Below are 22,194 nucleotides of genomic sequence, written 5' to 3'. Positions count from 1 at the left end.
GAGCTTGCTCGCGATGAGGCCGACACATTCAACATCGATGCTGAATGTAAGTCCGCCATCGCGAGCAAGCTCGCTCCCACAGAGGATTTGTGTTGGTCAGAAGGATTTGCTGATGCTGGCTACGACCGTCGCGGTGCACACATCGCCATAACCCCAATTGCTGATGCACTGGCTCTGGGACAAATCCGTGTCGATGTAGCTCAACCCCAACATCACCCCGGCCAGTTCGTGGGTCAGCTTCACTTCCCATTCGTGGTACGCGTCTTCGGCGTGGCCGTTCGACGAGTACAGGTGCGGGTCCTTGAAGTCCATTTCGCCGTAGCGCAGTTTCAAACCCAACCCATAGGGCAACTCGGTTTCGTAACCGATGTAGCTGTACAGCGTGCTCTGCTTGCTGTCGATGCCCGGTGCGTCCGCCGAATAATAAGCCCCGAGTTTCACCCCGTAGGCACTGAGAATGCCGTAGACCTCGCTCTGGTTGAACTGGCTCTCTTTGGGGTAGGCGTAGCGCAGATAACCGACATCCAGGCTGACAGCATCGGTCGCCTGCCATAGCCAGCCGGCGTAGTAATCGAGTTCCTGCCGGGTTTTCAAGCCGCCGCCGAAATCGACATTCGAGCTCCAGACCCCCGCGTACAAACCGCTGCTGTGGGCCAGCGTGGCACCGGCCTGAACAGCGGGGTCGTTCTGGGTTTGCGAGATGCCGCGAGTGCGGTAATCGCTGGCCAGGGTCAGGTCCACTTGCACACTGAAGTCATCATTCAGGGGTAAGGCCTGGCTGCACAAGGGCAGCACACTTAGAGAACCAAGGGCGAACAGGGTGAAAGCTTTCATGGGTCAGTGCCTTTGTTTTGATTGTTTTGGGCAGATAACGGACAAGGCTGCGCCATACCCCGGCGACAGGCGCAGGGGCGGGCAGCAATAGGTTTTCTTATAAAGTGGGTGCGTAGACTTCGCGGCCAGCGAACCAGGTTTGCAACACTTGGGTGTCATGCAGGGCTTTGTTGTCGACCTTGAACACATCGCGATCCAGCACGATGAAATCTGCCTGCTTGCCAGCGCTCAACGAACCGATCTGTTTTTCCAGGCCGATGGTCCGGGCAGCGTTGAGGGTGTAGGCGTAGAACATCGTTTCCCGGTCCAGACGTTCATCGCCATTGAGCACGCCCAGCGGGCCGACACGGGTGATGGCCTGGGCCATGGCATTGAAGGGGTTCGGCGAAGACACCGGCCAGTCGCTGGCACCGGCAATGGTCGCGCCCTGTTTGAGCAACGAGTGCGCCGGGTATTGATAACGGAAGGCCAGGGCGCTGACGTAGGGCTTGATCATGTCCAACGTGTAATCGTCGGCGGTGGCCCACAGCAGTTGCATCGAGGCGATGACGTTCAGTGGTTTGAACCGCGCAAACTCCTTCGGGTTGACCATTTGCAGGTGCGTGATCGAGTGAGTGATGCCGCTTTGGCGATCCTTGCGCGCCTGCTCGATGCCGTTCAGGGATTCGCGCACCGCGCGGTCGCCGATGGCGTGGATGTGCACCAGCCAGCCGCGCTGATCGATGGCGCTGACCAGTTCGCCGAAATGCTTGGGATCAATCAGCAACTCACCCTGTTTGTGCGAGTTGCTGTACGGATCGATCATCGCCGCACTCTGGGCCGGGTATTCGATCACGCCGTCGGCGAAGATCTTGATCCCCGGCAGGGTCAGGTTGGGAATGCCCTGGAATTGCTGGCGGACCTTGTCCAGCACATCGAGATCGGCCGGCACGCTTTTCGGGTTGGCCACCAACAGTGCAGCGACGTGCACCGTCATGCCGCCGGTTTCGGACAGCGCTTTATAGGCGGGCAGTACGCCGACGGTTTTCTCCGTGGGTTTGAGGGCGAACACGGGCTCGCCGGGCGCGGCGTTGGCGGCGGGGTCCATCCACGCGGTGATGCCAAGGCTGTTGTTGTAGCGCACCGCGGATTGCGCGGCTTTGAGCATGTCGGCGGCGCTCGGCACCGGCATTTTCGAAGCGACCCGGTCCCAACCGGCGTCCACCAGAAAACCGTTTGGGCTGCCATCGGCGAGTTTGCCGATTGTGTCTTTCTCGGCGTCGGGCAGGTTTTTCAGCAGCGCGGCATCGATGCCGGCGCGTTGCAGCATCACGTCGTTGGCCCACGCGGTGTGGTGATCGCTGCCGGTGAACACCACGGGCACCTGAGCCCATTCGCCACTGTTGAATTTCTTGCCGAACGCTTCGGACTGCGCCCAATACGCCGAACTCATGCCGGCCACGCTCAGCACATCGCCATGTTTCGCCTTGCCGTCGTCACGCCAGCCGCGCAGGCGTTTTTCCAGTTCATCGAGGCTGACCACCTCGTCTTCCATATTGGCCGAGACCATTTCCAGACCGCCGAAAATCGCGTGGGAATGGCTGTCGATCAGGCCGGGCATCAGGGTCTTGCCGCCGAGGTCGACGACTTGGGTGCCGGACTCGATCAGGGCTTTGATCTGCGCATCCGTACCGACTTTCAGCACTTTGCCGTTTTCTACCGCCAGGGCCTGCACCTTGGGTTGAGCGCGGTCGGCGGTGAAAATCTTGCCATTGAGCAGCACCAGATCGGTGGCGGCCATGGCTTCCATCGAGGCAAAACTAACAGCGGCCATCAACAGATTCGGGATGAATCTTTTCATTGAATGTTTCCTTGTTATTGCGTCTGATGGCCAGATTAGTGGCTGCTCGCGCTCAGCAGAACGCCTGCCTCACGAAAAACGTTTTTGCCAGAATGGAAAAAGCATGGACAAGTTGGGTGCATTGAAAATGTTCGTGGCCACCGCGCAGCTCGGTAGTTTTAGCCGCGCCGCCGAGCAATTGGGCAAGACCCCGTCGGCCCTGACCAAAGCGGTCAATCACCTTGAAGCCGAGCTTGGCGCCCGGTTGTTCGAACGCAGCACCCGGCGGATTCTGTTGACGGAAGTCGGGCGGCTCTATCTGGAAACCGCGCGTCAGGTGTTGCAGCGGCTGGAGGAGGCCGGCGAGGAAATCGAGCAGATGCAACATGGCCTGCGCGGCAGCCTGAAAATCACCGCGCCGCTGGCGTATGGGCAGGCGTTTCTGGATCAGGTGTGCGGCGGCTTTCTGGAGCAATACCCGCAGATCAACCTGCAAGTGGACCTGTGCGATGAGTTCGTCAATCTGCTGGAAAGCGGCTACGACCTGGCGTTGCGCGAGGGTCATGACGACTTGCCGGGGCTGATCGCCCGGGTGGTCGGCAGCAATCGCCTGGCGCTGTGCGGCAGCCCGGCCTACCTGGCGCGCAAGGGCGTGGCGGTGACGCCGCAAACGCTGGATGAGCACGAATGGCTGTTGTATCGCCATCCGTTGCTCAGCCGCGAATTTTGGTGGGCCGAACGCGACGGCCAGCGCCTGAGCCTGCCGCAACCCCGGTCGCCACGGCTGCGTAGTGACAATTACGACTTGCTGCTGGCCAATGCCCTGGCCGGACGTGGCTTGCTGCATACGCCACTTTGGAGCGCCGCGCCGTACATCGCCGACGGGCGACTGGTGCGGTTGATGGCCGACTACGACATCGACCCGGACAGCTTTGGTGCACACATTCTGGCGGTGTACCCGAGCCATCGGCGGGCGACGGCCAAGGTGGTGGCGTTTATCGATTACATCGCGGAGTTTCTGGCGGCCCGTGGATTGGGTGATGACTGCGCTCGTCACTGACATGGTTTCCCCTGTAGGAGCTGACGAGTGAAACGAGGCTGCGATCTTTTGACTTTGTTTTTAAAGCAAGATCAAGAGATCGCAGCCTCGTTTCACTCGTCAGCTCCTACACGGCTCCTACGCGGTGCCTACATAACGCTTACCGGATTGACGGTTGTTGTCAGGAAAACCTGAAAAGAGTACAAATGTACTCCATGACGACTCTCACTCCCCGCCGTACCGCCATCCTGACTTTTATCCGCGATCGAATCGCGGAGCACGGTCAGTCCCCGAGCCTCGCTGAAATCAGCGAGGCCTTTGGTTTCGCCTCTCGCAGCGTGGCGCGCAAGCATGTGCTGGCGCTGACCGAGGCCGGTTTTATCGAGGTCAACCCGCATCAGGCCCGGGGCATTCGCTTGCTTGGGCAACCGGCACGTCCCGAGTTGCTGGACATCCCGGTGCTCGGCCGGGTCGCGGCGGGTGCGCCGATTGGTGCCGATGCCGAGGTGCACAGCCGTTTGCTGTTCGATCCGTCGATCTTCTCCCGGGTGCCGGATTACATGCTGCGGGTCCAGGGCGATTCAATGATCGAGGATGGCATTCTCGACGGCGACCTGGTGGGCGTGCACCGCAATCCCGAGGCGCTTAACGGCCAGATCGTGGTGGCGCGGCTCGACGGCGAAGTCACCATCAAGCGTTTCGAACGGGTCGGCGACACGGTGCGGTTGTTGCCGCGCAACCCGGCCTATAAACCGATCATCGTCGAAGCCGATCAGGATCTGGCCATCGAAGGAGTGTTCTGCGGTCTGGTGAGGCAAGGGTGATGGGCGCCGTCGTTGCGTTGGATACGCTGTTCAATGGCGGCCAGGTCTGGAAGGGCCGACCTGCGCCCCCGGCCGTCAGCCCGCAACCCACCGGGCACGCGGCGCTGGATGCGGCGTTGCCGACCGAGGGCTGGCCGGAAGCGGCGCTTACCGAAATCTTGTTGACCGGGCAGGGCGTCGGCGAGTTGCAACTGGTGTGGCCGGCGCTGGCGCGGCTGTCGGCGGCGGGCGAGCGCATCGTGCTGATCGCGCCACCGTACGTGCCGTATCCCCAGGCCTGGCAGAACGCCGGGGTCGATCTGCGCCAGTTGTCGATCATCCAGGCCAGCGAACGCGATGCGCTGTGGGCGGCGGAACAATGCCTGCGCTCGGGCAGTTGCGGCGCGGTGCTATGTTGGCCGCACAAGGCCGATGATCGGGCGTTGCGACGTTTGCAGGTGGCGGCGGAAACCGGTTCGACCCTGGCGTTTGCCTATCGCTCGCTGGCCGAGGCGGTCAACCCTTCGCCGGCTGCCCTGCGCATTGCCATCGATGCCAAGCCTGCGCAATTGCGGGTCTTGAAGTGCCGGGGCGGGTTGGCCCGTACGGCGCCGATTGCCTTTGCCATGGGACATTGAGGTTGCCATGCGCTGGGTGTGCATTCTGTTCCCGCAATTGGCGCTGGACGCGGTACTGCGTCAGCGTCCCGATCCCGACGAGCCGTTGGCGCTGCTGACCGGCCCGGCCCAACGCCGGGTGTTGCAAGCGGTCAATGGCGCGGCCCGGGCGTTGGGCTTGCGCCCCGGCCAGTCGATGACTGCGGCCCAGGCCTTGAGTAAAGGCTTTGCCACGGCCGAGTACGACGCCGCCGAAATCGAGCACTGGCAGCAGTTTCTTGCGGCCTGGGCCTATGGTTTCAGCTCCCAGGTCAGCGTGCATTACCCGCGCGCGGTGGTGTTTGAAATCGAGTCGAGCCTGGGCCTGTTCGGTGCCTGGCCGCAGTTTGAAGCGCGCTTGCGTAGCGAACTCACCGAACTGGGCTTTCGTCACCGGATTGTCGCCGCGCCCAACCCGGTGGCGGCGCGGGTACTGGCCAATGTTTATGACGGGCTGGTGGTGCCGGACGATCAGGCCTTGGGCTATCACCTGGGGCAGTTGCCCATCGACCGGATCGCCCTCGAACCTTCGGTGTCCACGGCGTTGATGCGCATGGGCCTGCGCACCTTGAGCCAGGTGCAGGCGTTGCCCCGGCATACCCTGGCCCGGCGTTTCGAGGCCCAGGTGCTCAAGCATCTGGACGCCTTGCTTGGTTTGCGCCACCTGGCCCTGGCGTTTTATCTGCCGCCGGACCGCTTCGATGTGCGCATCGAGCTCAACTTCGATGTGCAATCCCATCAGGCGCTGCTGTTTCCATTGCGTCGACTGACCGGTGATCTGTCGGCGTTCCTCTGCGGACGGGACAGCGGCGTGCAGCGCTTCGACCTGCACCTGGAACACGCCGGGTTGCCGGACAGTGTGATCAAGGTCGGGCTGCTCAGCGCCGAACGCGATCCGGCGATGCTCTTCGAACTGGCCCGGGGGCGTCTGGAGCAGGTGCAGGTCGAGGCCCCGGTGCGCGGTTTTCGCCTGCGCGCCGAAGACCTGCCGAGCTTCGTGCCGCAACGCCAGGAACTGTTCGACGACCGTCCGCAGCAGTCCTTGCCCTGGGAGCAGTTGCGCGAACGTCTGCGCGCACGACTGGGGGACGAGGCGGTGCAGGGTTTGCGTTTCCAGGCCGATCACCGCCCCGAGTGTGCCTGGCAGACGAGTGTCGACAGCCAGTTCTGTGGCGGGCTGCCGGAGGTAAAGCGGCCGGGCTGGCTGCTGACCGAACCGCTGGCGGTGCACGAAGCGTCGACGCGCATCCTCATGGGGCCGGAACGCATCGAGTCCGGCTGGTGGGACGGCGCCGATGTGCGCCGGGATTACTACCTGATCCAGACCCACTCCGGCCAACAGGGTTGGGCCTATCGGGCGGTGGGTGAAGACGGTCCTTTGTGGCTGCAGGGCTGGTTCGCATGAACGTCGAATATGCCGAACTGCATTGCCTGTCGAACTTCAGTTTCCAGCGCGGGGCCTCCAGCGCTCTGGAGTTATTTCAGCGGGCGAAACACCAAGGCTATCAGGCCCTGGCAATCACTGATGAATGCACGTTGGCCGGCATTGTCCGGGCCTGGCAAGCGGCCAAGTCTGTCGAGCTGCCGCTGATTATCGGCAGCGAAATCCGCATCGAGGGTGGGCCGAAACTGGTGCTGTTGGTGGAAAACCTCGAGGGCTATCAAACGTTGTGCCGGCTGATCACCCGTGCCCGTCGGCGCACGCAAAAAGGCCAGTACCAAGTGCTGCGCGAGGACTTCAGCGAACCGTTGCCAGGGTTACTGGCATTGTGGGTGCCGGATGCGGTAGATGATTTTCAAAGCGGTCATTGGCTCAAACAGGTCTTCGCCGAGCGCCTGTGGCTGGCGGTCCAGTTGCATCGTGGGCAGGATGATCCCCGGCGGCTGAATGACCTGCTGATGTTGGCCAGGGAGCTGCGAATCCCGGCAGTGGCCAGTGGCGATGTGCATATGCATGCCCGTGGCCGGCGTGCCTTGCAGGACACCATGACCGCGATCCGCCATCACCTGCCGGTGGCGGCGGCCGGGTTGCGCCTTCATCCGAATGGCGAGCGGCACCTTCGCAGCCTCGACGTTGTGGGCGAAATCTATCCGCGAGCCTTGCTCGATGAAACCCTGGTCATTGCCCGGCGTTGCACCTTCGATCTCGGCCAGTTGCGCTATCAATATCCCCGGGAGTTGGTGCCGCAAGGACATACAGCCACTTCCTGGCTGCGTCATTTGACCGAAGAGGGCATCCAGTGGCGCTGGAAAATAGCGCCAAAACCTGAGGTGCTGACGCAGATCGACGCAGAGTTGAAGCTGATCGCCGAGCTGGGCTACGAAAGCTATTTCCTCACGGTTCACGACATTGTGCGCTTCGCCCGCGAGCAAAAAATTCTCTGTCAGGGTCGCGGTTCGGCGGCCAACTCGGCGGTGTGTTATGCCTTGGGAATCACGGAAATCGACCCGGATCGCACCACATTGTTGTTCGAGCGTTTCCTCTCGAAGGAGCGCAACGAACCGCCGGACATCGACGTGGATTTCGAGCATGAACGCCGTGAGGAGGTCTTGCAGTACGTGTTCCAGCGCTATGGCCGCACCCGCGCCGCGCTGACCGCCGTGGTCAGCACTTACCATGCGGCCGGCGCGGTGCGCGATGTGGCCAAGGCCTTGGGCTTGCCGCCGGATCAGGTTAACGCCCTGGCCGATTGCTGTGGTCACTGGAGTGACAAGACCCCACCCGTAGAACGCCTGCTGGAAGGCGGGTTCGATCCTGAGAGCCCGGTGTTGCACCGGGTCTTGAGCCTGACCGGGCAGTTGATCGGTTTCCCTCGGCACCTGTCCCAACACCCCGGCGGCTTCGTGATTTCCGAGCAACCGCTGGACAGCCTGGTGCCGGTGGAAAACGCCGCCATGGCCGAGCGCACCATTATTCAGTGGGACAAAGACGACCTCGACGCGGTCGGGTTGCTCAAGGTCGATATCCTCGCGCTGGGCATGCTCAGCGCGATTCGCCGCTGTTTCGATCTGCTGCGTCGCCATCGAAACCTTGACCTGAGCCTGGCGACGATCCCGTCCGAAGACAAACCCACCTACGAAATGATTGGCCGTGCCGACACCATCGGGGTGTTCCAGATCGAGTCCCGGGCGCAGATGTCGATGCTGCCCCGGCTCAAACCGGTGAATTTCTACGACCTGGTGATCGAGGTAGCGATTGTCCGTCCGGGGCCGATCCAGGGCGGCATGGTGCATCCGTATCTGCGCCGTCGAAACAAGGAAGAACCCGAGGTCTATCCGTCTCCGGCACTGGAAACCGTGCTCAAGCGCACCTTGGGCGTGCCACTGTTCCAGGAACAGGTGATGCAGATCGCCATCGTCGCCGCCGATTACAGCCCCGGCGAGGCCGATCAACTGCGCCGCTCCATGGCTGCCTGGAAACGTCATGGCGGGTTGGAACCGCACAAGGAACGTCTGGCCGCCGGGATGAAGCACAACGGCTACACGGCAGAGTTCGCCGCGCAGATCTTCGAACAGATCAAAGGCTTCGGCAGCTACGGTTTTCCCGAATCCCACGCCGCCAGTTTCGCCTTGCTGACCTACGCCAGTTGCTGGCTCAAATGCCACGAACCGGCGGCCTTCGCCTGTGCACTGATCAACAGCTGGCCCATGGGCTTCTACAGCCCGGACCAGATTCTGCAGGACGCCCGCCGGCATCATTTGCAGATTCGCCCGGTGGACGTGCGCGCCAGCGACTGGGATTGCAGCCTGGAACCGATCAGCGGGGCGCAACCGGCGATTCGCATGGGGCTGCGGATGATCAAGGGCTTTCGCGAGGACGATGCCCGGCGCATCGAAACCGCACGGTCGAGGGGCGCGTTCACCGACATCGCCGACCTCGGCGAGCGAGCGCAACTCGACGCCCGCGCCCAGGAGCAACTGGCCGATGCCGGGGCCTTGCGTGGTCTGGCCGGCGACCGCCATCGGGCGCGCTGGGAAGTGGCGGGGGTGCAAAAGCAACTCGGGTTGTTCGCCGGGTTGCCGCGTCAGGAAGAACCTGAAGTGGCACTGCCCAAGCCCACCGTAGGCGAAGACCTGCAAGCCGATTACGCCGCCGTTGGCACCACCCTCGGCCCGCATCCGCTGGCGCTGTTGCGCCCGCAGTTGAAGGCCCGGCGTTGCCGCAGTTCGCAGGAATTGCTCGACGTCGAACATGGCCGGCCCGTCAGCATCGCGGGGCTGGTGACCGGTCGCCAACGACCGGCCACCGCCAGCGGCGTGACCTTCGTCACCCTCGAAGACGAGTTCGGTAACGTCAACGTGGTGGTCTGGCGCGACCTCGCCGAACGGCAGCGCCAGGTGCTGGTCGGCTCGCAATTGCTCAAGGTTGACGGGCGTTGGGAAAGGGAAGGCGAGGTGCGACACCTGATTGCCGGACGCTTGAGCGATTTGAGTCCGCTGCTCGACGGCATCAGCGTGCGCAGCCGGGATTTCCGCTGAGTCCCCTGTAGGAGCTGCCGAAGGCTGCGATCTTTTGATCTTGATCTTCCGCAATCTGGAGGGCGCCAAAAGATCGCAGCCTGCGGCAGCTCCTACATGATCCACATACATCCGTAAGACCACCCATTCCCCAGCCGCATCGAATGGCCTATAGAGAAAACATCTCGACGTCGTACGCTCCCATATTAGGGAATGCAAGAATCAGCTATACCTCTATGAAACCATTGGCAACCGCAGTGCTCGAAACAAACGGGCGCCAATACAGGACACAGAGTCAGCCAATGCAGTTTTTATCAGATAGCCACGGGTGTGCTGGCTGGACTGGCGAAATGGCCGGGCGCATTCGTGCGTTCGACTGGCGCCAGACCGAGCTTGGCAACATCGATGACTGGCCCCGCAGCCTGAGCAGCACGGTGCAGTTGATGCTCGCTTCGCCGCTGCCGATGGTGATGCTCTGGGGGCGGCTCGGCTACATGATCTACAACGACGCTTACTCGGTCTTCGCCGGCGGCCGCCATCCCTATCTGCTGGGGGTGCCGGTAGAGTTGGGGTGGCCGGAAGTGGCTGAGTTCAATCGTCATGTGCTCGATACCTGTCTGGCGGGCGGCACGTTGTCCTATCGCAATAAAGAGCTGGTGTTGTTGCGCGATGGCGTTCCGGAAGACGTCTGGCTGGACCTCTATTACAGCCCGATTGCCGATGATGAAGGGCGTCCTGCCGGGGTTCTGGCGATGGTGGTCGAAACCACCGACCATGTGATTTCCGAACGTCGGCGCCAGGAAGCCGAGAACGCCTACCGTGCCGACAACGAACGGGTGCGCCTGGCGCTCAATGCCGGGGCGTTGCTCGGCTCGTTCGTCTGGGACATCGAGGCCAATGTGCTGTCCGGGGATGAGCGTTTTGCCCGCACCTTTTCCTATCCTGCGCACCAGGACCTGGCCGATTTGCCCACCGGCATCGCTGAGTCGCGGATTCACCCCGATGACTTTGACTGGGTTCAGGAGCAAGTCGATCAATCGGTGAAAACCGGCGCGCCCTACAACGCCGAATACCGCGTCTTGCGCCCCGACGGCACTTACCTGTGGGTGCTGGCCAGCGGCTGCTGCGAGTTCAATGAACAGGGCAAACCGTTTCGGTTTCCAGGTGTGTTGATCGATATCCACGAACGCAAAATAGCCGAAGAATCCTTGCTCAAGTTCACCCGCAACCTGGAGCAGCGCGTTGCCGATGAAGTCGATGCGCGGCTGGCGGCGGAAGAGCAATTGCGCCAGGCGCAGAAGCTCGAAGCCATCGGCGGCCTCACCGGCGGCGTGGCCCATGACTTCAATAACTTGCTGCAAGTGATTGCCGGCAACCTGCATTTGCTGGCTCGCCATGAGCCGGACAACCTCAATGTGCAGCGCCGGGTCAGTGCCTCGATTGCGGCGGTCGAGCGCGGGGCCAAGTTGTCTTCGCAACTGCTCGCGTTTGCCCGACGCCAACCCCTGTCGCCGGCCGTCTGCGAACCCCGGCAGATCTTCGATGGACTGGGGGAATTGCTGCAACGGGCGCTGGGGGAAACCATTCAGATCAATGTGGCGGTGGCCAACGATGCCTGGCGTATTCATGTGGATCGCAATCAGTTGGAAAACGCCATCCTCAATCTGGCGATCAATGCCCGTGATGCCATGAAGGGCGAGGGCATGATTGGCCTGAGCGCCGAGAACATCGTCCTGGACCGGCGGTTCTGCGCGGGTAAGGACATCGTCGCCGGTGACTACCTTCGCGTCACGGTGACTGACGCCGGCGGCGGCATGTCACCCCAGGTGCTGGCCCAGGCGTTCGAACCGTTTTTCACCACCAAGGCTGAGGGCCAGGGCACCGGTCTTGGTTTGAGCATGGTGTTCGGGTTCGTCAAGCAGAGCGGCGGGCATATCGAGATGTCCAGCGTGGTCGGCGAAGGCACGCGAGTGCAGTTGTATTTCCCGCGCAGCCTGCGACCGTTGCCCAATGAAACACCGCTGCCGGGGCCGCAGCAACGGGGCGGGCATGAAACCATTATGGTGGTCGAGGATAACGAAGCGGTGCGCGTCTCGGCGGTGGAATTGCTGCGCGAAGAAGGCTACCGGGTGCTGACCGCCGCCAACGGCGACATGGCCATGAAAATGTTGCTGGAGGGCGTGGCCGTGGACATGATCTTCACCGACGTGGTCATGCCTGGCCTGATCAAAAGTTCGGACCTCGCGGCCTGGGCCAAGGTGCAGAACCCGCCAGTGGCGGTGCTGTTTACCTCAGGCCACACCCGAGACATTATTTCGCGCAATCACCAGTTGAGCCCGGATACGCATTTGCTCAGCAAACCGTATGGGCCTGAAGCACTGACCCAAATGGTGCGTATGGTCCTCAATGGTTAACCCCAGTCAAATGTGGGAGCGGGCTTGCTCGCGAATGCGGTCTGACATTCAACATTGATGTCGTCTGACACACCGCTTTCGCGAGCAAGCCCGCTCCCACAGGGGTTCGGTGTTTTTTCAGTTATTTATTTAAGGTTATTTCATGACTTCAAAGCGCACCTCCAACCCTCCCTCCGGCATGGTCAGGGTGCGCGGCGCCCGGGAACACAACCTCAAGAACATTGACGTGGACATTCCCCGGGATGCCCTGGTGGTGTTCACCGGTGTGTCCGGTTCGGGCAAGTCGTCGCTGGCGTTTTCAACCCTCTACGCCGAAGCGCAACGGCGCTATTTCGAATCCGTGGCGCCTTATGCCCGACGCTTAATCGATCAGGTCGGGGTGCCGGACGTCGATTCCATCGAAGGCCTGCCGCCCGCCGTGGCCCTGCAACAACAGCGAGGCACGCCGAGTACCCGTTCTTCGGTGGGCAGCGTGACCACGCTGTCGAGCCTGATCCGCATGCTCTATTCCCGCGCCGGCAGTTATCCGCCAGGGCAGGCGATGTTGTATGCCGAGGACTTTTCACCGAACACGCCGCAAGGTGCGTGCGCTGAATGCCATGGTCTGGGGCGCGTCTATGAAGTGACCGAAGCGCTGATGGTCCCGGACCCGAGTCTGACCATCCGCCAGCGGGCCGTCGCCTCGTGGCCGCTGGCCTGGCAGGGCCAGAACCTGCGCGACATCCTGGTGACCATGGGTATCGACGTCGACATTCCCTGGAAAAAGCTGCCGAAAAAGCAGCGCGACTGGATTCTCCTCACCGAAGAAACCCCGACCGTGCCGGTGTACGCCGGGCTCACCCCGCAAGAAACCAGAGTTGCCCTCCAGCGCAAAATGGAACCGAGTTACCAAGGCACCTTCACCGGCGCCCGGCGCTACATCCTGCACACCTTCAGCCAATCCCAAAGTGCCTTGATGAAGAAGCGCGTCTCGCAGTTCATGCTCGGCAGCCCCTGTCCGTTGTGCGACGGCAAGCGGCTCAAGCGTGAAGCGTTGTCGGTGACGTTTGCCGGATACGACATCGGTGAACTGTCGCAGATGCCGTTGCTGCAAGTGGCCGAAGTGCTGCGTCCTGTCGCGGCTCACAGTTACCTTGAACAACCGGATCAACCCGGCGAAGTGCTGACCCATGCGCAGACCCGCGAGGCCCGCGAACAGCGCGTCGCCCACGGTGCCAGCGGTCACGCCAACGCGCCGGACGTGCGCCACACGCCGAACCTGTCCGTGGAGAAACGCCTGGCGGCGCAACGCATCGCCCAGGATTTGCTGGAGCGGGTCAGCACCTTGACTGACCTCGGCCTCGGTTATCTGGCCCTGGAGCGCAGCACGCCGACCCTGTCTTCCGGTGAGTTGCAGCGTCTGCGCCTGGCAACGCAATTGGGCTCGCAGTTGTTTGGCGTGATCTACGTACTGGACGAGCCATCCGCCGGCCTGCACCCGGCGGATGGCGAAGCATTATTTGAAGCTTTGCAGCGCTTGAAAGCGGCGGGCAACACCTTGTTTGTGGTCGAGCACGATCTGGAAACCATGCGCCGTGCCGATTGGTTGATCGATGTGGGCCCGGCGGCGGGCGAGCATGGCGGCCACATTCTCTACAGCGGCCATCCTTCAGGGCTGGAGCACATCACCGATTCCCAGACCCGCACCTACCTGTTCGCCGAGCAGGTCAGCGCGAAACGCACCACCCGCAAGGCAAAGGACTGGCTGCGCCTGGAAGGCATCACCCGCAATAACCTGAACAACCTCAGCGCCGAGTTTCCCTTGGGCTGCTTTACAGCGGTGACTGGCGTGTCGGGTTCCGGCAAGTCGAGTCTGGTCAGCCAGGCGTTACTCGAATTGGTCGGCGCGCACTTGGGCCGTGCGACGACGGCCAGCGAGCCGGAAGAATTGAGCCTTGAAGACGACGCGCCGCAAGTCAGCGGCGGACAGGTCACGGCGGGGCTGGAATCGATCAAGCGCCTGGTGCAAGTCGATCAGAAACCCATCGGCCGTACGCCGCGTTCGAACCTGGCGACTTACACCGGGCTATTCGACAACGTGCGCAAACTGTTCGCCGCCACGCCCCAGGCACAGGCCGAGGGTTTTGATGCCGGGCAGTTTTCCTTCAACGTCGCCAAGGGCCGTTGCCCGACTTGCGAAGGCGAGGGGTTTGTCAGTGTCGAGTTGCTGTTCATGCCGAGCGTCTACGCGCCGTGCCCGACCTGCCACGGTGCGCGCTACAACCCGCAGACCCTGGCCATCACCTGGCAGGACCTGAGCATCGCCCAGGTGTTGCAATTGACGGTGGACGATGCGGTTACGGTGTTTGCCGAGCAACCGGGGATTCGCCGTTCGCTGGAAGTACTTCGCGATATAGGCCTGGGTTATCTGCGACTGGGTCAACCGGCGACCGAACTGTCCGGCGGCGAAGCCCAGCGGATCAAACTGGCGACTGAGCTGCAACGCAACCAGCGCGGCGCGACCTTGTATGTACTCGATGAGCCCACCACTGGTTTGCATCCACGGGATGTGGACCGGTTGCTGGAGCAGTTGAATACGTTGGTGACGGCGGGGCACACGGTGATTGTGGTCGAGCATGAAATGCGCGTGGTGGCCCAGAGTGACTGGGTGATCGACATCGGGCCGGGGGCCGGGGATCAGGGTGGCAAAATCGTGGTGGCCGGCACACCGCAACAAGTCGCCAAGAACAAGAAGAGCCGGACAGCGCCGTTTTTGGCGAGGGTGCTGCGCTGATGATCGTTTCCACGCGCCGTGTGGGAATGCAGCCCGGGACGCTCTGCGTCCCCTTGGAACGCGGAGCATCCCTTGAGGCATTCCCACGCGGAGCGTGGGAACGAACAGTCAAAAGATCGCAGCCTTCGGCAGCTCCTACAGGGATCGGCGTAGGAGCTGCCGAAGGCTGCGATCTTTTGATCTTGAGTTACTCAGGCGCCGTCGAGGCTGCGCCGAACCTTGTCCAGCAATTCGCTGATCTGAAACGGCTTGACCAGCATGTCCATGCCTTCGCCGAGGAACACTTGGCGGTTGAGGGCGTTTTCCGCGTAGCCGGTCATGAACAGGATCGGCAACCCTTCGCGCCAGCCTCGGGCGACATCCGCCAACTCGCGACCGCTCATGCGCGGCAGGCCAACGTCAGTCAGCATCAGGTCAATCGACGGATCGTTCTGTAACCGCTCCAGGGCACTTTCAATGTCTTCCACCTGGGTGCAGCGATAACCGGCGTCCACCAGCACCTCGGCGACGAACATCCGCACCGACGGCATGTCTTCGACGATCAGCACATGCTCGCCCGAGCCCTGGGAATCCACTACCACCGATGCCGTTTCAGTCGCCAGGGAATCAGCGCTGGCCGGCAGCATGATAGTCACCTCGGTGCCACGCCGCGCCACGCTGCGGATATGCGCATCGCCCCCGGACTGCCGGGCGAAGCCGTAAATGGTCGACAGCCCCAGCCCGGTGCCCTGGCCGAGGGGCTTGGTGGTGAAGAACGGGTCGAACACTTTGTCGATCACGCTGTGTTCGATGCCGGTACCGTCATCACGCACTGCCAGCGCGATATAAGCGCCGTCCGCCAGATTCGGGTCGCCGTGGGAATAGGCGGCGTAGGTGCTGACCCAGATATTGCCGCCCTGAGGCAGCGCATCCCGGGCATTGATCACCAGGTTGAGCACGGCGCTTTCCAACTGGATCGGATCGACCAGGGCAATGGAGGGCTTGGTGGTCAATTCCAGTTTCAACGCGATGCGCTCGCCGATGGTACGCACCAGCAGTTCTTCAAGGGAGCGGATGTTCTCGTTAATGTCCACCGGCCGGGTATCCAGCGGTTGCTGACGGGCGAAGGCCAGCAGGCGATGGGTCAGGGACGCGGCGCTCATGGCTGAGTTAAGCGCGGCTTCGGCGTAGAACTGAACCTTGTCGGTGCGGCCATCGGCGACCCGTTTCTGGATCAGCTCCAGGCTGGTGATGATGCCGGTGAGCAAATTATTGAAGTCATGGGCGATGCCCCCGGTCAGCTTGCCCAGCGCATCCATCTTTTGCACTTGCAGCAGCTGTGCCTCGGTGCGCACCCGTTCGGCGACTTCCTTGGCCAGTTGCGTGGTGGCGTCATCGAGCCGGGCCAGGTGCGAGCGTTCGCGATGGCGGTGTTCGGTGACGTCTTCGACGAACACCAGGCTCAATTCCGGGGTGCGATACGGCGAAATCTGCCACTCGGTTTCCCGTACCTGGCCTTCGACCCGCATGTTCAGCGTGCCTTTCCAGCGCTCGCCGTAGGCCAGGCGCAGGCGCAGCTCATCAATCACCGCGCCCTGATCGTCGGCAAAGCATTCGCGCAGGCTGTTCGGGTCGAGGTTTTCCTGGATCAACTGGGCGAAGGCGTGATTGCATTCGTGGACTTTGAGCGTCGCGTCCATCACCGCGATAGGCGCCGAGACATTGGTGAAAATCTCGCGGAACCGCGCCTCGCTTTCGCGCAAGGCGTTCTCGGTGTCGCGCACCCGCAGCAACGTGCGCAGGGTCGCCAACAATACGTCCGGGTCCACGGGGTGGATCAGGTAGGCATCGGCGCCCGCGTCGAGGCCGGTAATGATGTCGCCGGTCTGGATCGAGGCCGCCGACACATGAATCACCGGGAGCAGGGCGGTGGCCGCCTCGGCGCGCAGTTTGCGCACGATGTCGAAGCCGCTCATGTCCGGCAGATTGACGTCGAGGATCAGTGCATCGATCAGTTCGCTGTCGATCAGCGCCAAGCCGTCGCCACCGGTACCGGCCTCGAGGATTTCGTAGCCGTGGCGTTCCAGGCGTCGGCGCAGGGCGTAGCGGGTGGCGACGTTGTCATCGACGATCAACAAACGAATGTCACGTTTCATCGGCAGGCTCCACGGCGATGGCCAGCGGGATGATCACGAAAAAGGTCGAACCCGTCCCTGGCGTGCTCTGCACCCCGACCTCGCCCCCCAGCAGCTCGGCGAAGCGTTTGCACAGGGACAGTCCAAGCCCGGTGCCGCGCAGGCGTTTCTGCAATGGCGAATCGACCTGGGAAAAGTCCTCGAACAATGCGCCATGTAGCTCCGGGGCGATACCTATTCCAGTGTCGCTGACGGCAAAACGCACGTGATCACTGTCTTCCAGCCGCGCCGAGACCCGTACTTCACCGCGGGTGGTGAACTTCAGCGAGTTGGAAATGAAGTTGCGCAGGATTTGCGCGAGTTTTTTGTCATCGGTGAACAGCCGTGGAAGGCCGACCGGCTCTTCGAAGATCAGGTCCACGGCGCTGCCATCGACAATCGGCCGGAACATGCCGCGCAGGGCGGCGAACAGGTCGAGCATGTCGAACCATGCCGGGGAAATGCTGATGCGCCCGGCCTCGATTTTCGCCAGATCCAGCAGGTCGTCGACCATGTCGCTCAGTTCCCGCGCGGCACCGCTGACAAACGCCACTTGTTTGTGTTGCTCGGGGCTCAAGGGACCGTCGAGCTCATCGGTCAGCAGGCCGGTAATGCTCAGGATCGAGCCCAGTGGCGTGCGGAATTCATGGCTCATGTACGACAGGAATCGGCTTTTCAGGTCCGAGGCCTGGCGCAATTGCTCGGCCTGTTCATCGAGTTCGGCGTACAGCGCCAGCACGCCCTGATTGGTTTCGTCGAGTTCGTCGCGCAACGCAATGGCCTCGCCCTGCAATTGCGCGATCAGCGTCGACTGTTCGTCTGGCGTAAGGTTGGGTGACTCAGCCATGGGCGGCCTCCAGGGCAACGACCAATACCGTGACATCGTCCCGCCCACGACAGAAATCGCGGTGCAGGACAGCGGCAATCACGGCGGGATGACGGTGCACCAGCCCGGGGTAGTCTTGCAGGTTCCAACGGGACTGCAGGCCATCGCTGTACATGATCAATAGGTGTCCGTTCACTTGAGCATAGTCAAAAGGTTGAGCGCGCCGGTATTGGCCGCCGACGATGCCAGGGTGGGAGGCCAGGCCACGGGATTTGTCCGCGCCGATCAGGCTGGCGCCAATGTTGCCGATACCGACGAACTTCAAGGCATCGCCGTTGAATTGTGCAAAGGCCGCCGCGCCGCCACGGGTGCCGATCATGGCTTGGTGCATGTCCTCAAGCAACAGTGTCGGCGAGGCGAACGGTGCCAGGGCAAAGACTTTCTCTCCGGCGCGGGCGGCCCGTTCGGCTTCTTCGCCATGGCCGAGGCCATCGATCACCAAGGCGCTGATGCAGCCACCGTCGAAGGCCAGGTGCCAGACATCGCCGCATGCCGGGTCTTGGTGCAATGAGTGCTGGCTGACGCCGACACGTCGATCCGGCGCCTTGTCGCTGCGCGGGTATAAACGGGTCAGCAGCACCGCGCCTCGGTGATCGGCATACACATCAAACACTTCTGTCTGGCGCGACACCGCGCCCAATCCGATGCCCTGGGTGCCGCGAGTCGAAAAGCCATCGGCCAGGCACGCCTGCAAATCAAAGCCTGCGGCGCGGTCCACCGCAAGAATTTCGATCCCGAAGCCTGACGGACGAGGCAAGGTCCGCACATGCAGTTCGCCCCGTCCCGCATGCTTGAGCACATTGCTCGCCAGCTCCGTGACCACCAGCGCGACGCGACCGGCATCGGTGGCATCGAAGCCGTGTTTCTCCGCCAGTTGTTGTGCGGTGCGCCGGGCATGACCGATCTGACTGCTGTCCTCGATCGGCAGAACCTGCGTCAGAGTGCCGCCAATATTCATGTCCATCGGGTAATCGTTATGCGAGTGCCTTTGCCAGGCTCGGTTTCCAGCTCAAACTCTTCCACCAGGCGCTTGGCCCCGGTCAGCCCCAGGCCAAGGCCGCTACCGGAGGTCCAGCCGTCGGTCATTGCCAGTTTGATGTCCGGGATGCCAGGCCCTTCGTCGCGGAAGGTCAGGCGCAGCCCGGTGCGGGCGTTCTCGTCGAGAATCTGCCAGTCCATGTCGCCGCCACCGCCGTAGACCATGGTATTGCGCGCCAGCTCGCTGACGGCAGTCACCAGTTTGGTCAGGTCGATGAGACGCATGCCGCATTCCTGCGCCAGTTTGCGCGCGGTCTGACGGGCCAGCACGACGTCCTGCTCGATAGAAATCGGTTGGCTACCGCTGCTGCGCACAGTCATTGTTCGCGTACTCGGTCCTGCAACAGTTTCATGCCGCGCTCGACATTCAACGCGGTGCTGACGCCAGGCAGCGTCAGGCCGAGCTCGACCAAGGTGATCGCCACGGCCGGTTGCATGCCCACTAACACGGTTTCAGCGTCCATGATTTTCGACAACCCAGAGATGGTCCCGATCATCCTGCCGATGAATGAGTCGACCATGTCCAGCGCCGAGATATCGATCAGCACGCCCCGGGCGGAGGTATTGCTGATGCGCTCGGACAGGTCGTCCTGAAGGGTCATGGCGAGCTGGTCATGCATGTCGACCTGAATGGTCACCAGCAGGAAGTCGCCCATTTTCAGAATCGGAATACGCTCCATCGGCTTATACCGCCTTGTTGACGCTGATTCCCAGGCGGGTCAGGGCCAGTTTCAGGGCATCGGCCAGGTTGGCCTTGGTCACCACGCCTTGCAGGTCCAGGCCCAGGTGCACGATGGTCTGGGCGATCTGCGGACGCACGCCGCTGATGATGCAGTCGGCGCCCATCAGGCGAATCGCGGTGACAGTCTTGAGCAAGTGTTGCGCCACCAGGGTATCGACGGTTGGCACACCGGTGATGTCGATAATGGCGATTTCCGATCCTGTGTCGACGATCCGTTGCAGCAGCGATTCCATCACCACCTGGGTGCGTTGCGAATCGAGGGTGCCGATCATCGGCAGCGCGAGCACGCCATCCCAGAGCTTGACCACCGGGGTCGACAGCTCCAGCAGTTCTTCCTGCTGGCGTTTGATCACCGCTTCGCGGGACTTCTGGAACGTGCGGATGGTGTGCATGCCCAATGAGTCGAGCAGCTCGGAGATTTCCCAGAGTTGTTCGGCCAATTGCGCGGGGTCGTCGCGGTAGTGCGCCTGCAACAGGGTAAACAGCGGGCCTTTGAGTGCGAAGATGAAACTGGCGGTCTGTTGCGAGTCCAGGCCCAGTTGAGCACGGCTTTGGGACAGTTTTTCGAGGAACTGGCGAATCTCGTCCCAACCCGGGGCGGCGACGTTCTGGCTGTTGCCTTGTTCCAGCCCGGAAATGATCAGATGAAGGAAATCCGACGTCTGTTGCTTGAGGTCGAGTTCCTTGATGTTACGCGTAGCACCACTGGTCTCGAGGCTGTTCGTCCATTCGGCGAGCAGTTGCGTCTGGTTGTTTTTGATCGCGTCGAGTGTGTTGCGTTGCAGTGCCGCCATATGCCTTGACTCCCTGAAAATGAAAGGCCGATACCGTGAAAAGTGATCGGCGCAAATCAGTGACATTTGCCGTGCGAAATAGTTGTTCGCTGACGGAAGGATTTTTTCATCCTTAGGGCACAACTCTAGTAGGAGCTGCCGAAGGCTGCGATCTTTTGATCTTTCTCTTGATTTATAGCGATTCAACAGGCGCCGAAGATCAAAAGATCGCAGCCTTCGGCAGCTCCTACGGTTCATGCAATTGAACGTTGCGCCGGGGATGGCTTCGAATCTTCAAGGCACGACTGTTTCAGCCGCGCTTGTGCAGTGAAAAACGAGGTGCTTATGAAAGAAGAATCAATGACGCAGCAGCAGGACCAGGCGGTCAACCGCAATGACCCGGCAATCGACCCGCAGACGCCGGGAGAAGGTGACAGCGAAACCCCTGAGCCGGACAGCGCCAACAGCGCCGTCGACCAGAAAAATATCCACACCGACAACGACAACGAGTTCAGCCCGGGCTTCAAACCGCATCCCGACCGGCCAAAGCCCAGTGATGAGACGGATGCCGATATCGACACGGATGGCGGCTAGGCGCGGAATAAGAACCCACACCTATAAAAACTGTGGGAGCGAGCTTGTGTGGCGAGGGGGCTTGCCCCCGTTCGATTGCGGAGCAATCGTAAACTTAGTCACCGCATTACAATTGCAAGATTGCGGTGACTGGTTTAGGTGTGCTTCGCACCCCAACGGGGGCAAGCCCCCTCGCCACACAAGCTTCGCTCCTACAGGGGATTGCGCCGGTTATTTGCTTGGATGCTTCGCTTGCAGTTCTTTCGCCGCTTCCAAGTGTTTTTGCAGCGCCGGCAGCATTTTCTGCGCAAAGCCTTTCAGCTCAGTGGCGCCCGGTTTTTTGTCGTCGGTCACCGTATCGGCTTCTTTCTTGAACAGTGCAATGGTGTCTTCGTGGGCCTTCACCTGATTGTTGGCGTAGGCCGCGTCGAAGGATTCATCGCGCAGGTCGAGTATTTTCGCCTTGGCCTGATTCACCATCGTCGTGCTGTCCGGCACCTTGATGTCGTGCTGTTTCGCCAGGGCTGCCAGCTCATCGTTGGCCTTGGTGTGATCGGTGATCATCATGTTGGCGAAAGACTTGATGTCCGCCGATGAGCTTTTTTCCAGGGCCAGTTTGCTGGTTTCAACTTCAGCGATACCGCCAGCGGCAGCGTTATCGACAAAATCATTGGAAGTGGCCGCGAACGCGGTGCCCATGCTGGTGCTCAAGGCAACAGCCAGGGCGAGGTGGCGCAGGGTAAATCCGTCCATTGGTTATTCTCCACACGGGTGATAAGCGATCGAGGTGATCGTTATTCAATGGAGGCTGGCGCTGGACGAAAGGTTTGATCGCAAATGCAAAAGGACGACGAACGGACACCGCTGGTCTGACAGGAGGTCGACAGAACCGGGTAACCGAGGCCATTCTGATAGTTGGTGAACGCAATTGATCGCGTTTGCTACCGATCAACAAACGGAGGTGTTCCATGCCGGTGCCACACGACCTTTATCAGGACTTGAAAATTTCAAAGGAAGTTATCCAGCAAAAACGCACCAAGGATCCGTTACTGGATTCACTGATCAACAAGTATTCCCAGGCGGACGCCGAGGTGGTCAAGGCTGAAACCGCCCAATCGGATGCACCCAGCGACGACGCACTGAAAAAGCTCAAGGAACAGCGATTGCTGGTCAAGGACAAGATCGTCAAACAACTCCAGGCGTCGTCCTGATTCACCGACAATCGGTGGATGA

The 22,194-nt window shown here is 61.5% G+C and carries 18 protein-coding genes; 9 read left to right on the top strand and 9 right to left on the bottom strand.

Annotation, left to right across the window (positions count from 1 at the left end):
- Nucleotides 1-96: 96 nt before the first annotated feature.
- Nucleotides 97-834 (bottom strand): TorF family putative porin, encoded by a 738-nt coding sequence (locus tag ACWIKB_RS24470; RefSeq protein ID WP_475269967.1) that lies wholly within the window; start codon nucleotides 832-834, stop codon nucleotides 97-99.
- Nucleotides 835-931: 97 nt separating this feature from the next.
- Nucleotides 932-2,674: an amidohydrolase gene (locus ACWIKB_RS24465; protein ID WP_475269965.1), complete on the bottom strand. Its 1,743-nt coding sequence runs from the start codon at nucleotides 2,672-2,674 to the stop codon at nucleotides 932-934.
- 103 nt (nucleotides 2,675-2,777) lie between these two features.
- Between ACWIKB_RS24465 and ACWIKB_RS24460 the strand changes: the two genes are divergently transcribed.
- From ACWIKB_RS24460 to ACWIKB_RS24430, 7 genes are all read left to right on the top strand, one after another.
- On the top strand, nucleotides 2,778-3,713 hold the full coding sequence (locus ACWIKB_RS24460; RefSeq protein ID WP_475269963.1) for a LysR family transcriptional regulator: 936 nt from the start codon (nucleotides 2,778-2,780) through the stop codon (nucleotides 3,711-3,713).
- 185 nt (nucleotides 3,714-3,898) lie between these two features.
- Nucleotides 3,899-4,516, top strand: coding sequence for a transcriptional repressor LexA (gene lexA, locus ACWIKB_RS24455; RefSeq protein ID WP_475269961.1), 618 nt, complete (start codon nucleotides 3,899-3,901; stop codon nucleotides 4,514-4,516).
- A complete protein-coding gene (gene imuA / locus ACWIKB_RS24450; protein WP_475269959.1) occupies nucleotides 4,516-5,133 on the top strand; it encodes a translesion DNA synthesis-associated protein ImuA in 618 nt (205 codons plus the stop codon). Before lexA ends, imuA begins: the two co-directional genes overlap by 1 nt.
- 7 nt (nucleotides 5,134-5,140) lie before the next feature.
- Complete coding sequence (locus tag ACWIKB_RS24445) at nucleotides 5,141-6,556, top strand: Y-family DNA polymerase (protein WP_475269957.1); 1,416 nt, start codon at nucleotides 5,141-5,143, stop codon at nucleotides 6,554-6,556.
- Nucleotides 6,532-9,630, top strand: coding sequence for an error-prone DNA polymerase (locus ACWIKB_RS24440; RefSeq protein WP_475269955.1), 3,099 nt, complete (start codon nucleotides 6,532-6,534; stop codon nucleotides 9,628-9,630). Before ACWIKB_RS24445 ends, ACWIKB_RS24440 begins: the two co-directional genes overlap by 25 nt.
- 281 nt (nucleotides 9,631-9,911) lie before the next feature.
- A complete protein-coding gene (locus ACWIKB_RS24435; RefSeq protein ID WP_475269953.1) occupies nucleotides 9,912-12,023 on the top strand; it encodes an ATP-binding protein in 2,112 nt (703 codons plus the stop codon).
- A 142-nt stretch (nucleotides 12,024-12,165) separates the two neighbouring features.
- On the top strand, nucleotides 12,166-14,796 hold the full coding sequence (locus ACWIKB_RS24430) for an excinuclease ABC subunit UvrA (protein ID WP_475269951.1): 2,631 nt from the start codon (nucleotides 12,166-12,168) through the stop codon (nucleotides 14,794-14,796).
- Between the two features lie 191 nt (nucleotides 14,797-14,987).
- On the opposite strand, the gene ACWIKB_RS24425 is transcribed toward ACWIKB_RS24430, so the two are convergent.
- Genes ACWIKB_RS24425 through ACWIKB_RS24400 form a run of 6 tightly spaced genes read right to left on the bottom strand, consistent with a single transcriptional unit; the run spans nucleotide 14,988 to nucleotide 20,409 of the window.
- The gene (locus ACWIKB_RS24425) at nucleotides 14,988-16,931 is read right to left on the bottom strand and encodes a response regulator (protein ID WP_475269949.1); all 1,944 of its coding nucleotides are present in this window, start codon (nucleotides 16,929-16,931) and stop codon (nucleotides 14,988-14,990) included.
- Nucleotides 16,921-17,796, bottom strand: coding sequence for a sensor histidine kinase (locus ACWIKB_RS24420; protein ID WP_475269947.1), 876 nt, complete (start codon nucleotides 17,794-17,796; stop codon nucleotides 16,921-16,923). Before ACWIKB_RS24420 ends, ACWIKB_RS24425 begins: the two co-directional genes overlap by 11 nt.
- A complete protein-coding gene (locus ACWIKB_RS24415; RefSeq protein ID WP_475270116.1) occupies nucleotides 17,789-18,793 on the bottom strand; it encodes an ATP-binding protein in 1,005 nt (334 codons plus the stop codon). The genes ACWIKB_RS24420 and ACWIKB_RS24415 overlap by 8 nt, the downstream gene beginning before the upstream one ends.
- Nucleotides 18,790-19,194 (bottom strand): anti-sigma regulatory factor, encoded by a 405-nt coding sequence (locus tag ACWIKB_RS24410; RefSeq protein ID WP_475269945.1) that lies wholly within the window; start codon nucleotides 19,192-19,194, stop codon nucleotides 18,790-18,792. The genes ACWIKB_RS24415 and ACWIKB_RS24410 overlap by 4 nt, the downstream gene beginning before the upstream one ends.
- Nucleotides 19,191-19,553, bottom strand: a complete 363-nt coding sequence (locus ACWIKB_RS24405) for an STAS domain-containing protein (RefSeq protein ID WP_475269943.1) — start codon at nucleotides 19,551-19,553, stop codon at nucleotides 19,191-19,193. The genes ACWIKB_RS24410 and ACWIKB_RS24405 overlap by 4 nt, the downstream gene beginning before the upstream one ends.
- 4 nt (nucleotides 19,554-19,557) lie before the next feature.
- Nucleotides 19,558-20,409, bottom strand: a complete 852-nt coding sequence (locus ACWIKB_RS24400; RefSeq protein ID WP_475269941.1) for an STAS domain-containing protein — start codon at nucleotides 20,407-20,409, stop codon at nucleotides 19,558-19,560.
- 324 nt (nucleotides 20,410-20,733) lie between these two features.
- On the opposite strand from ACWIKB_RS24400, the gene ACWIKB_RS24395 reads away from it, so the two are divergent.
- Entirely contained in the window at nucleotides 20,734-20,982 is a 249-nt protein-coding gene (locus ACWIKB_RS24395) for a hypothetical protein (protein ID WP_475269939.1), read from the top strand.
- A gap of 210 nt (nucleotides 20,983-21,192) precedes the next feature.
- On the opposite strand, the gene ACWIKB_RS24390 is transcribed toward ACWIKB_RS24395, so the two are convergent.
- On the bottom strand, nucleotides 21,193-21,714 hold the full coding sequence (locus ACWIKB_RS24390) for a DUF4142 domain-containing protein (protein WP_475269937.1): 522 nt from the start codon (nucleotides 21,712-21,714) through the stop codon (nucleotides 21,193-21,195).
- A 215-nt stretch (nucleotides 21,715-21,929) separates the two neighbouring features.
- Here ACWIKB_RS24390 and ACWIKB_RS24385 point away from each other — a divergent pair, with 215 nt between their 5' ends.
- Nucleotides 21,930-22,172 (top strand): DUF465 domain-containing protein, encoded by a 243-nt coding sequence (locus ACWIKB_RS24385; protein ID WP_475269935.1) that lies wholly within the window; start codon nucleotides 21,930-21,932, stop codon nucleotides 22,170-22,172.
- Nucleotides 22,173-22,194: the final 22 nt, after the last annotated feature.

This window comes from Pseudomonas sp. 5Vm1k (genome assembly GCF_056161485.1).
This window is presented reverse-complemented; position numbering and strand designations above follow the sequence as displayed.